Consider the following 13,607-nt stretch of genomic DNA (forward strand, 5'->3'; position numbering starts at 1 on the left):
GGTGGCGGGGGACACGGTCACTGATCGGGGTCCTGGGTTTCGAGTTCCTGGTCGAGGAAGTCGAAGAGTTCGCTGTCCGTCGCGGTGCCGAAGTGGTGTTCGGCCTCGGGCTCCGGCCCGGTGCGCAGGGCGCCGCCCCACCGGGCCATCAGGGTGCGCAGCCGGGTGTCGATCCGGTCGGTCGTGGCACGGTCATGGGCAGGGCCCCCGGCGAGGCCGAGGACCGCGGCCTCCAGCCGGTCGATCTCCTCGAACACGTCGTCCGGTCCGTCCCCGGGCCCGCCCAGGCCGTACTGGGCGAGCACATGGGTGGCGATGGCGGCGGACGTGGGGTGGTCGAAGGCGAGGGTGGTGGACAGCCGCAGACCGGTCACGGTGTTCAGCCGGTTGCGCAGCTCGATGGAGGTCAGCGAGCCGAACCCGAGGTCGCTCAGCGCCCGTTCGGGATCGATCCGGTCGGTGCCGGTGTGGCCGAGGACCTCCGCCACCTGGGTGCGCACCGCCGCCAGCAGGGCGTCATGGCGTTCGGCCACGGGCAGCGCGGCCACGGTGTCCCGCAGCCTCGCGGCCGGGGCGGGGGCGGGCGCCACCCGCACCGGACGGCGTGCGGCGGGCAGTCGTACGCCCAGACCGCTGAGCAGCGGCGGGAGAGTGCCCGCCGTGGCCTGGTCGCGGAGTGCCACCGGGTCCAGCCGGAGCGGCACCAGCAACTCCCTGCCGTCGGCGACCGCCGCGTCGAACAGCGCGAGCGTGTCCGGCGTGGACAGAGCGGCGATACCGGACCGCCGATAGCGCGCATGATCGGCCCCGTCGAGCTCGGCGGTCATCCCGCTCGCCTCCGCCCACAGCCCCCATGCCAGGGACACCCCGGGCAGACCGGCCGCCCGGCGCCGCTGTACGAGGGCGTCGAGCGCGGCGTTCGCGGCCGTGTACCCGGCCTGTCCGGCGCTTCCCATCACCCCCGCCGCCGAGGAGAACACCACAAACGCCGACAGGTCCAACTCCCTTGTCAGTACGTCCAGATAGGCCGCCCCGTCGACCTTCGGCGCGAGCACCCGTTCCACACGTTGGGGAGTCAGCGAGCCGAGGACACCGTCGTCGAGCACCCCGGCGGTGTGCACCACCGCGCCCACCGGACGGTCCAGGGACGCCAGCAGCCCCGCCACCGCCCGCCGGTCGGACACATCGCACGCCACCACCGACACCTCGGCACCCCGCTCGGCCAGCTCGTCCCGCAGGGCTTTCGCGCCCTCGGCCTCGGGGCCACGGCGGCTGACGAGGACAAGCCGCCGTGCGTTCCACTCGGTGACCAGATGGCGCGCCACCGTGGCTCCCAGGGTGCCGACACCCCCGGTGACCAGGACCGGGCGCTGCGGATCGAAGCGGGTGGGCACGGTGAGCACCAGCTTGCCGATGTGCCGAGCTCCACTCAGGAAACGGAACGCCTCGGGAGCGCGCCGCACATCCCAGGTACGGGTGGGCAGTGGCCGCAGCGCGCCCCGCGCGAACAGCTCCACCAGCTCCGTGAGAATGTCCTGGACCCGGTCCGGCCCGGGGCGGCTCAGATCGAAGGTGTCGTAGCCGACCCCGGGGTGCGCGGCCGCGATGGCGTCGTGATCGCGCACATCGGCCTTGCCCATCTCCACGAACCGGCCGCCCCGCGGCAGCAGCCGCAGGGAGGCGTCGATGAACTCGCCGGTCAGGGAGTTCAGCACCACATCCACGCCGCGCCCGCCGGTGGCCGTGGCGAACCGGTCCGCGAACTCCACTTCCCGGGAGGAGGCCAGGTGGGTGTGCGGAACCCCGGCCGACCGCACCGCGTACCACTTGCCGGGCGCCGCCGTGGCGAACACCTCGGCGCCCCAGTGCCGGGCGAGCTGGACGGCCGCCATACCCACACCGCCCGCCGCCGCGTGGATGAGCACCGACTCGCCACCGCGCAGCCGGGCGAGGTCGTGCAACGCGTAGTACGCGGTGAGAAACGCCACCGGCACTGACGCGGCCTGCGCGTACGACCACGCGTCCGGCATCCGCGCGACCAGCCGGTGGTCGGTCACGGCAAGCGGTCCGAAGCCACCGTGGACCAGGCCCATCACCCGGTCACCCACGGAGAGTCCGATGACATCGGCGGCCACCTCGGTGACCACCCCGGCCGCCTCACAGCCCAACGGCGCGTCCCCGGGGTAGGAATCGAGGGCGATCAGCGCGTCCCGGAAGTTCATACCGGCGGCGCGGACGGCAAGACGCACCTCACCGGCCGCCAAGGGGCGTTCCGCCTCCGGGTGGGCGATGAGCGCCAGTTCGTCCAGTGAGCCTCTGCGGGAGAGGCCCAGCCGCCAGGCATCGGCCCCCGATGGCACGGCCAGCGGTGCATGCTCGGCGGCACGGGTCAGCCGGGGTACGAGCAATGCGCCGTTACGCACGGCGAGTTGCGAATCCGCCGTGGCCAGAGCGGCGGGAAGTGCCTCATGGGAGGCCGGATCGTCGTCGAGGTCCACCAGGGCGAAGCGCCCCGGGTGCTCGGCCTGCGCCGTACGCAACAGCCCCCAGACGGCCGCCTGAGCCGGGTCGGGCGACGGGGTGTGCACCGCACCCCGGGTGAGGAACACCAGCCGGCCCGCCGGGCACCGTTCGTCGGCCGACCACGACCGTGCCAGCTCCAACGCCCAGGTGGTGGCCGCGCGGACCGCCCCGACCACGTCCTCGCCGCACCGCACGGGGCAGGGCGCGAGAAGCACCACCCCGGCACCGTCCGCCGCCTTGAGCTCGTCCAGATCCGTGATACGGGTGACGGACCGCGCCGGATCCGCGAAGCCGAGGTCGCCGAGCACGAACAGCCGCTCGGGGGAAGGGACGTCGGAACCGGTGACCGGTGACCACACCACCTCGAAGAGGGAATCCGCGGCCACGTCGCCGGGCGCGGCGAGCCGGTCCAGCTCCACCGGCCGCATCACCAGCGAGTCGACCGCCGCCACCGGTCGGCCGTGGACGTCCGCGAGGGACAGCGCCATCTCGCCGGAGCCCTTCGGCGACCAGCGCACCCTCAAGGTCGTACCGCCCGCCGGGGCGTACAGCCGCACCCCGGACCAGCTGAGCGGCAGCCGGGCCCGGCCGCCCTCCTTCTCCAGAGCGGCCAGCACCGGGGCGTGCAACGCCGCGTCCAGCAGCGCGGGATGCAGTCCGAACGACGTACCGTCCCCGGTGTCGGCGGCGCCGGGCAGGGTGACCTCGACGCACATGCCGTCACCGCAAGCCCACGCCGCCCGCAGTGCCCGGAAGGCCGGGCCGTAGGTGTAACCGAGCCCGGCTGCCCGGTCGTACACATCGGAGACGTCCAGGGGGACCGCACCGCGCGGTGGCCACGTGGTCGGCTCCATGGGCGGGTCATCGCCCATCGTCAGGGTGCCGCTCGCATGGTGGATCCACGGGGCGTCCCGCTCCGCGTCCTCGGCACGCGCGTGGATGTCCACGGAGCGGCGCCCCTCGGACTCGGCCCCGGCGGTGACCCGCAGCGCGATCGCGCCCCGCTCGGGCAGCGCCAGCGGGACCCGCAGTGTCACCTCCTCGACCTGGTCGAACCCACAGTGCAGGGCGGCGTGCAGCGCGAGTTCCACGAAGCCGGTGCCGGGGAACAGGATCCGCCCGCCCACCACATGGTCGGCGAGCCACGGGTGCGTACGCACCGACACCCTGCCGGTGAAGAGCACACCGTCGTCCTCCGGCAGGGCGACCGCCGCGCCCAGCAGCGGATGGCCGGTGGGGGTGAGCCCGAGCCCGGACGCGGCCGTGTCCGCCACGGCGGCCTTCAGCCAGTAGCGCTCCCGCTGAAAGGCATAGGTGGGCAGTTCGGTCCGCCGGCCGGACCGGCCGCAGAGAAACGCGGGCCAGTCCAGATCCGTGCCCCGCACGAACAGGTGCGCCGCGGCGGTGGTCACGGCGGCCGCCTCCGGACGGTCGGTGTGCAGCGACGGCAGGAAGGACGCGTCGGGAGCGCACTCCTGGCCCATCGCGGTGAGCACACCTCCCGGGCCGATCTCCAGCAGGGTGGTCATGCCCCGGGCCACGAGCGATCCGACCCCGTCGGCGAAGCGCACCGTGGACCGCGCGTGGCGGACCCAGTAGTCGGGCGAACACAGCTCATCCGGTCCGGCGGGCCGCCCGGTCAGCGTGGACACCACCGGGATCCGCGGCGGGTGGAAGGACACCTCCGCCACCACCTGCCGGAACTCCGTCAGCATCGGTTCCATCAGCGGCGAATGGAACGCATGACCCGCACGCAGCCGGGTGGTCTTCCTGCCCTGCCGCTCCCACTGGCCCGCGGCGTCGAGGACGTCCGCCTCGGCTCCGGACAGCACCACGGCCATCGGCCCGTTGACGGCGGCGACCGCCACCTGCCCGGACAGCAGGGGAGTGACCTCGTCCTCGGTGGCCCGCACCGCCACCATCACCCCGCCGGGCGGCAGCGCCTCCATCAGAGCGCCCCGCGCCACCACGACGGCGCACGCGTCGGCGAGCGAGAGTACCCCGGCCACATGGACGGCGGCCAGCTCACCGATGGAGTGACCGGCCAGCGCGTCCGGCCGCAGCCCCCACGATTCCCACAGCCGGAACAGCGCCACCTCCAGGGCGAACAGCGCGGGCTGGGTATAGGCGGTGCGGTCGAGGAGGCCGGTGTCCTCGCCGAACATCACCTCGCGCAGCGGGCGGTCCAGCAGGGGATCCAGATGCGCGAAGACGGCGTCGAGGGCATCGGCGAACACCGGATAGCGCTCGTACAACTCCCTTCCCATGCAGGGCCGTTGGGATCCCTGTCCGGAGAACAACAGGGCCAGTTGCCCGCCGACCGTCACCCCGCACGGTACGGCGGGGGTGTCCGTACCGTGGGCCACCGACTCCACCCCGGCCAGCAGCTCGGCCCGGGTCGCGCCGAGCGCCACCGCCCGGTGTTCCCACGCCGCACGGCCCGAGGCGAGGGAGTACGCGATGTCCGCCGGGTCCGCCTCATGGCCTTCCGCGACGGACCCGCCGCCGAGAGAGCCTTCCGTGACGGACCCGCCGCCGAGAAACGTGTGGAGCCGCCGGGCCTGCGCGCGCAATGCCTCCGCGTTCCGCGCGGACATCACCCAGCCCACCACCGCTCCTTCGGCCCCCTCCGGGGGCCCGGACGGGACGGCGTCGGCGGGCTCTGCCTGCTCCAGGATGACGTGGCCATTGGTGCCGCTGACCCCGAAGGAGGACACCCCGGCCCGGCGCGGACGTCCGCTCTCCGGCCACGGCCGGGCCTCGGTCAGCAGCCGCACCGCGCCCGAGGACCACTCCACATGGGACGACGGACGGTCCACATGCAGGGTCTTCGGCAGGACACCGTGCCGCATCGCCAGCACCATCTTGATGACACCGCCGATACCGGCCGCCGCCTGCGCATGGCCGATGTTGGACTTCAGCGACCCCAGCCACAGCGGACGGCCGTCGTCCCGGCCCTGCCCGTACGTGGCCAGCAGCGCCCGTGCCTCGATCGGATCGCCCAGTGTGGTGCCCGTACCGTGGGCCTCCACCGCGTCCACCTCCGTGCCGGACAGCCCGGCGCCCTCGAGCGCCTGACCGATCACCCGTCGCTGTGCGGGCCCGCTGGGCGCCGTGAGGCCGTTGGACGCGCCGTCCTGGTTGACCGCGGTGGCCCGTACCAGCGCCAGGACGGGATGTCCGTGGCGGCGTGCGTCGGACAGCCGCTCCAGCAACAGCATTCCGGCGCCCTCGCTCCAGCCGGTGCCGTCGGCCGCGTCGGCGAACGGTTTGCAGCGGCCGTCCGGCGCCAGTCCGCCCTGACGGCTGAACTCGGCGAACGAGGTGGGCGCCACCATCACCGCCGCACCACCCGCCAGCGCCGTCGAGCACTCGCCCCGCGACAGCGCCGAGCAGGCCAGATGCAGCGCCACCAGCGAGGACGAACACGCCGTGTCCACCGTCATCGCGGGTCCGCGCAGACCCAGTGCGTAGGCCACCCGCCCGGACACCACACTCAGCGCGTCACCGGTGAGCCGATAGCCCTCCGTACCCAGCGCGGCCTGCTCCAGGGTGCCCGCGTAGCCCTGCGGCGAGGCACCGATGAACACCCCGGTCGCGCTCTCCCGCATCGTTCCGGGGTCGATACCCGCCCGTTCCAGCACCTCCCAGGACAGCTCCAGCACCTGCCGCTGCTGAGGATCCATCGCCAGCGCCTCACGTGGCGAGATACCGAAGAAGTCCGCGTCGAAGTCGCCCGCGTCGTAGAGGAAGCCTCCCTCGGCCGTGGTGCTGTGGCCGACCGCTTCGGCGTCCTCCTCGTACAGCCGGTCGAGGTCCCAGCCCCGGTCGGTGGGGAACGGCCCGATCACATCCCGCTCGGCGAGCAGCAGTTCCCACAGGTCCTCCGGGCCGCGCACCCCGCCCGGATAGCGGCAGGCCATGGCGACCACGGCGATCGGCTCGTCCGCGGCCGTCGCCACGTCGGACGTGGCGGGCCGGGCGTCGTCCGGACGGTCCTCCAGCAGACCGGCCCCGAGATGGCGGGCGAGCTCCCGGGGGGTCGGATGGTCGAACACCACCGTGGTGGGCAGGGGCAGACCGGTGGTGTCGCACAGCCGCTTACGCAGCTCCACCGCGATCAGCGAGTCGAACCCCAACGCACGGAAGGGCCGGTCGGCGGCGATCTCCCCGGCTCCCGACAGCCCCAGCACCGCCGCGGAGTGCGCGCGCACCAGCTCGAGCACCACCCCGTGCCGCTCGGCCTCCGGTAACCCGGCCAGCTCCTCGGCGAGTTCGGACCGGCCACCGGACACGTGATCCGGGGCGCCGCCCGTCCCCTGGCCAGGAGCCGTCAGACGCGCCACTTCGGGGAGGTCACCGATCAGCGGACGTGGCCGGGCCGCGGTGAAGGCCGCCGCGAACCGCGCCCAGTCCACATCCGCCACGGCCACGGTGGTCTCCCCGCCGCTCAGCGCGGCACCGAGGGCGGCCATCGTGCGCTCCGGAGCCATCGGCCGCAGCCCGATCCGCTGAAGCCATCCGCTGGTGGCGCCGTCGGCCATACCACCGCCGTCCCAACTCCCCCAGGCGATCGAACACGCGGGCAGCCCACGGGCTCGGCGCCACTCGGCGAGCCCGTCGAGAAAGGCGTTGGCCGCGCCGTACGCACCGAGCCCGGCGCTTCCCCACACCGCCGACGCCGACGAGAACAGCACAAACGCGTCGAGCTCCCGGCCCTCCAGCAACGCGTCCAGATGCGCGGCCCCGATGGCCTTCGCGCTCAGCACCTCGGCAAGCTCGGCCGGACCGGTGTCCAGCAGAGGCAGCGACGGTCCGACACCTGCCGCATGGAACACCGAACGGACGGGTGTACCCTGCGCGTCCAGCCGCTCCAGCAGACCGGCGAGCGCCGCGCGGTCGGCGGTGTCGCAGGCGGCCACGGTCACCCGCGCGCCGAGCGTGCCCAACTCCCGCTCCAGCTCATCGGCACCGGCCGCATCCGCTCCGCGCCTGCTCACGAGCACCAGATGCTCGGCACCACCGGCAGCCAGCCACCGGGCCACATGGCCACCCACCGCGCCGGTGCCGCCGGTGATCAGCACGGTGCCGCGCGGACGCCACGCGGGTACGCCTCCGGTGCCGTTGAGCGGCGCGGGAACGAGCCGCCGCACCGACACCCCCGAGGGCCGGACGGCGAACTGGTCCTCGTCGCCGATACCGGCGAGCACCGCGGCCAGCCGGTCCGCGGCCCGGCGGTCGGCCGCCTCGGGCAGATCGACAAGACCACCCCATCGGTCGGCGTGCTCCAGCCCCGCCACCAGACCGAGCCCCCACACCTGTGTCTGCGCCGGGCTCGCCACCCGATCGGACCGGCCGACCGCCACTGCGCCCCGGGTGGCCAGCCACAGCGGTGCGTCGACCCCCGCGTCGCCGAGTGCGCCGACGAGAGCCAGGGTGGCGGACAACCCCCTGACGAGGGTGGCGTGTTCGGGATCCGGGCGCTCGTCCAGCGCCAGCAGCGAGAACACCCCCGCGGGCCCGCACTCGCCCAGGGCCTTGTTCAGCCGCCCGGTGAGCGCGGCCCGGTCGGTGCCGGCGCAGTCGACGGTCACCACGGAGGCGCCACGGCGGCGGAGCGCCTTGGCGGCGGCCTCGGACCAACCGGCCGTCGGGCCGCCCGCATCCGCCGGGACGAGCAGCAGCCAGCGGCCGGTCATCTCATGCCCGGCCGGTGTGCCGACAGGCCGCCAGATGACGCGGTAGCGCAAGGAGTCGATCGCCGCCCGTTCGTTCCGCCGCCGTCGCCAGCCGGCCAGCGTCGGCAGCAGCGCCGCGAGCGACGCGTCGGCCGGAGCGTCCAGTGCCGTGGCCACCGCCGCCATGTCCTCCCGCTCGACGGCGGACCAGAAGGCCTCGTCGGCGGCGTCCCGTGGATGCGACGGCACGGGTGCGGCAGGGGAGATCCAGTAGCGGCGCCCCTCGAACGGATAGGTCGGCAGATCCACCCGGACGGCGTGGTCCGGAAACGACAACGTCCAGTCCACCGGCACACCGTGGACGAACGCCTCCGCCATCGAGGCGGTCAGCCGGGCTGTACCACCGTCGTCGCGGCGCAGTGTGCCCACCACGGCGATGTCATCGACGAGGGCATCCACCGTCGCCCGGACCCCCACGGTCAGCACCGGATGCGGGCTGACCTCGACAAAGCTCCGGTAGCCCGACCCGACCAGCTCCGTGACGACGCGCTCGAACTCCACCGTCTCGCGCAGATTGCGGTACCAGTACCCAGCGTCGAGCTCCGGTCCGGACACATAGTCACCGGTGACGGTCGACAGCAGAGGCACCTTCACCGGGCCTGGCCGGATCCCCGCCAGCGCGTTCAGCAACTCCTCGCGCACCCGCTCCACATGGCGTGAGTGCGAGGCGTAGTCGACCGGAAGCCGCCGGGTGTCCACACCGTCGGCGGCGCACGACTCCACCAGCGCCTCCAGCGCGTCGGGGTCGCCCGCGACGACCACCGAGGCGGGGCCGTTGACGGCGGCCACCGAGATCCGGTCGTCCCACGCCGTCAGCCGCTCCCGGACCCGCGCCACCGGCAGGGCGACGGACACCATCGCACCGGTGCCCGCCAGGGCGGTCAGTGCCCGGGCGCGCAGCGCCACGGCCCGGGCTCCGTCGGCCGGCGACAGCGCGCCCGCCACACAGGCCGCCGCGATCTCGCCCTGACTGTGTCCCACCACCGCCCGTGGACGTACGCCCGCCGACCGCCAGACCGCCGCCAAGGACACCATTACCGCCCACAGCGCGGGCTGCACCACATCCACCCGGTCCAGGGACGCCGCACCGGGCAACCCCCGCACCACGTCCACCACCGACCAGTCGACGTACGGTTCCAGGGCGTCCGCACACGCCCGCAGCTCCGTACGGAACACCGGCGACGCCTCCCACAGCTCCGCGCCCATCCCGCGCCACTGCGAGCCCTGACCAGGGAAGACGAACACCACCTTCCTGGCGCCGTCGGCGACCCGGCCCGTGACCACCCCGGCCGCTGGAGCGCCGTCGGCCAGGGCCACCAGGCCGCGGAGCAACTCGTCGCGGTCGCCGCCGATGACCACCGCGCGGTGCTCGAACGCCGCGCGGGTCGTCACCAGCGAGTGGCCGATGTCCCCGATGGCCGGCCCCGGCCTCGTGAGCAGGTGGGTGTGGAGTTGTTGTGCTTGGGCGGTGAGTGCGGTGGGTGTTTTGGCGGTGAGGATCCAGGGGGTGGTGGGTTGTTGTTCGGTGGGTGTGGGTGTGGGTGTGGGTGTGGGTGTGGGTTGGGGTGTGGGTGTGGGTGGTGCTTGTTCGATGATGGTGTGGGCGTTGGTGCCGCTGACGCCGAAGGAGGAGATGGCGGCGCGGTGGGGTTGGTGGGTGTGGGGCCAGGGTTGGGGTTGGGTGAGGAGTTTGATGGTGTTGTTGTTCCAGTTGGTGTGGGGTGTGGGGTGGTTGATGTGGAGGGTTTGGGGGAGGGTGTGGTGGTTGATGGCGAGGGTGGTTTTGATGAGGGCGGCGATGCCTGCGGCGGCTTGGGTGTGGCCGATGTTGGTTTTGAGGGAGCCGAGGTGGAGTGGGTTGTGGGGGGTGTGGTGGGGTCCGTAGGTGGTGTGGAGTGCTTGGGCTTCGATGGGGTCGCCGAGGGTGGTGCCGGTGCCGTGTGCTTCGACGTAGTGGATGTCGGCGGGGGTGAGTTGGGCGTTGGTGAGGGCTTGGGTGATGACGGTTTGCTGGGAGGGTCCGTGGGGTGCGGTGAGTCCGTTGGAGGCGCCGTCCTGGTTGATGGCGCTGCCGCGGATGACGGCGAGGACGGGGTGGCCCAGGCGCTGGGCGTCCGACAGCCGCTCGACCACCACCATCCCCGCGCCTTCCGCGAGGCCGAATCCATCGGCGTCGTCCGAGAACGCCTTGCACCGGCCGTCGGGCGAGAGCGCCCGCTGCCTGCTGAACTCGATGAACAGACCGGGTGAGGAGAGCACGGTGACCCCACCCGCCAGCGCCAGCGAACATTCGCCCCGGCGCAGTGCCTGACTGGCCAGATGCAGGGCCACCAGGGAGGACGAACAGGCCGTGTCCACCGTGAGCGCCGGACCCGTCAGCCCGAGGGTGTAAGCGATCCGCCCCGACGCCACACTCACGGTATTGCCGGTGAGCAGATGCCCCTCCAGGTCGGCCGGTGCCTCATGGAGTCGTGGCCCGTAGTCCTGGGCGATGGCCCCGATGAACACCCCGGTCCGGCTGCCGCGCAGGGTCGTCGGGTCGATCCCCGCCCGTTCCACGGCCTCCCAGGAGATCTCCAGCAGCAGCCGCTGCTGCGGGTCCATCGCCAGCGCCTCACGCGGTGAGATCCCGAAGAAGGCCGCGTCGAACCGGTCGGCGTCGGTGAGAAAGCCCGCCTGGCGCTGATAGCAACGGCCGGGCCGGCCGGGCTCCGGATCGTACAGCTCCTCGAGACGCCAGCCCCGGTCGGTGGGGAAGGGGCCCAGGGCCTCGCCGCCCGAGGACACCAGATCCCACAGCTCCTCCGGGCTGCGCACCCCGCCCGGCAGTCGGCAGCTCATGGCCACGATCGCGATGGGCTCGCTGTTCTCCGCCGCGGCGATCGGCGGCAGCACATCGTCCTCGGCGGCACGGCCGGTGATGGCCCGGTCGAGACAGTCGGCGAGAGCGGTCACCGTGGGGTGGTTGAACACGGTCGTCACCGGAAGCGTCAGACCGGTGGCCGCGTTGAGCAGTGCGCGCAGCTCCACCCCTGCGACCGAGTCCACGCCCAGCTCGGACAACGGCGTCCGTTCGTCGACCGGATGCCCGGGGTCCCGGTCGAGCACCGTGGCGATCTGGTCCTGGATCAGATCCAGCAGTTCGTCGTACCGTTCGGCCGCCGGTGCGGAAGCGAGTCGGTCACGTGGGGAGAGCGCATCGTCGGCGGGGCGCTCGGGCGCGGGACCGCTACGGAACGGATAGGTGGGCAACGGCACCCGCCGTACCGCACGGCCTGCGAACGCACCGACCCCGAACACACCGCCCCAGTCCGGCTCCACCCCGTGCGAGTAGAGCTGGGCCAGCGAGGTGAGCACCCGGCGCGCACCGCCCTGACCACGGCGCAGGGTGCCGGTCACCAGGGCTCCGGACCGCGCGTCCTCAGCCGTCTCCTCCAGCGCGTGGGTGAGCACAGGATGCGGGCTGACCTCGAGCAGCACACCGTGTCCGGAGTCCAGCATCGCGCGGGTGGCGCCCTCGAAGTCCACCGGGGTACGCAGCGCCCGGCACCAGAAGTCCCCGGTGAGCGCGAGCGGATCGACCCTGCCACCGGTGGCCGAGGAGTAGAACGCCACCTCGGTCGGCCGGGGCCGGACGCACGCGAGGTCGGCACCGAGTTGTCCGAGCACCGGATCGACCTGACGGCTGTGTCCCGCCAGCCCGAGCGCGATCCGCCAGGTGCGCACCCCGTCGGCCACGAGTTCGGTGTGCAGCCGCGCCACGGCGTCCTCGGGGCCGGAGACCACCACCGAGTGGGGCGCGTAGACGGCCGTGAGCTCGAGTTCACCGCCGAACCGGGTCAGCCGGGGCCGTACGGTATCGGCGGATGCCATCACCGACAGCATCACCCCTTGACCCACCAGCTCCCGCTGCGCCCGGCTGAACAGCGCCACGGCCCGTGCCCCGTCGTCGAGCGACAGCGCACCGGCCACCGTGGCCGCGACGATCTCGCCCGCGCTCGCGCCCAGCACCGCGCTCGGGGTCACACCGAAGGAGCGCCACATCTCCGACAGCGCCACCATCACCGCCCAAAGCGCGGGCTGGGCCACCTCCGGGCGGCTCAGGGCGGGGCCGTCCGGCGCCGCGTTGCGCAGGACGTCCATCACCGGCCAGTCCACATACGGAGCGAGAGCGTCGGCGCAGCTGTGCAACCGCTCCCGGAACACCGTCGAGGTCGCAAGCGGTTCCCTGGCCATGTCCGGCCACTGCGGGCCCTGTCCAGGGAAGACGAAGGCCGTACGGCGTCGGCCGCCCGCCGTACCGTGTACCAGCCCAGGCCAGGAGGTCCCGTGGGTCAGCCGGTCGAGTTCGGTGGCGAACTGGTCCCGGTCATGGCCGACGAGGACGGCCCGGTGGGGCAGGGCCGCTCTGGTGGTGCCGAGTGAGTACGCGATGTCCGCGAGCGGCAATCCGGGGTGTGCGTCGAGGTGGCTCCGCAGATCGCGGGCCATGCCCCGGAGCGCGTCCGGGCTGTGCGCGGACAGCGGCAGAACGACCGGCTGTCCCTCGTCGCCAGATCCGGTCCCGGCGGCGGACCGCTGAAGCGCGGGACGTCCGCCCCGCAGTGCGGCCTCGACCACATCCCACACCCGTGTGGTCACACCGGGGGAGAGCGCGCCCGGATAGCCGAAGTCCTCTCCGCCACCCGTCGCGTACCCTTCCGCGCATCCGTTGTCCGGGCAGTCGTCGGGGTCCTCGTCGGGGCTCTCCCCGTAGCCGTCGTCCCAGCCCTCGTCATGCCCCTCGCCACCAGGCCCGCCCGAACCGACGGCCTCCTTCGCACGCAAGGACGAGGACACCGTAAGCAGCGCGGCCACCGCACCCTCCGCGGGGTCCACGGCAACCGCGAGGGCGAGGCCGCACGCCCCCTCGCGCAGACTCACGACCGCAGCGGCCACCGGATCCGTACCGGTCCACCGCGGCCCGGTGAGGCCCAGCACCCGGGCGGTTTCGTCGGCGCGGGCCACGTCCTCGGCGGATCCTTCGTCTCCGGCGGCGAACGCCCCTACTCGACAGGGAAGTTGGCCGGGAGCCAGCCCCGCGTCCTCCACCGCCGCCCAGACCGTCTCCAGGAGGAGCAGATGTCCGGGGTCCGGCTCGGCCCCGCACACCTCACGGAACGGTCCGCGCTCCGCCGGTGTGCGAGCCGTGTCCGGCCCCCTCTGATCAGGACCGCGCCGAGCCACTCCGACCACGGTGAGCGCATCGCCGTTCAGGAGATCAGTGACATGCATGGAGCCCCCTGGCTGAAAGGTCACAAGGCAAGCCAAGCCACCCCGAGTCGACGGGGCAATGATGGCGGCGCT

At 73.1% G+C, this 13,607-nt stretch carries 1 protein-coding gene; it reads right to left on the reverse strand.

The window, feature by feature from the left end; all coding sequences use genetic code 11:
• Positions 1-17: 17 nt before the first annotated feature.
• On the reverse strand, positions 18-13,535 hold the full coding sequence (locus tag AC4BEG_RS33200; protein WP_490703364.1) for a type I polyketide synthase: 13,518 nt from the start codon (positions 13,533-13,535) through the stop codon (positions 18-20).
• Between the last annotated feature and the right edge of the window lie 72 nt (positions 13,536-13,607).

It is taken from the genome of Streptomyces sp. JLBJ103, from assembly GCF_058215575.1.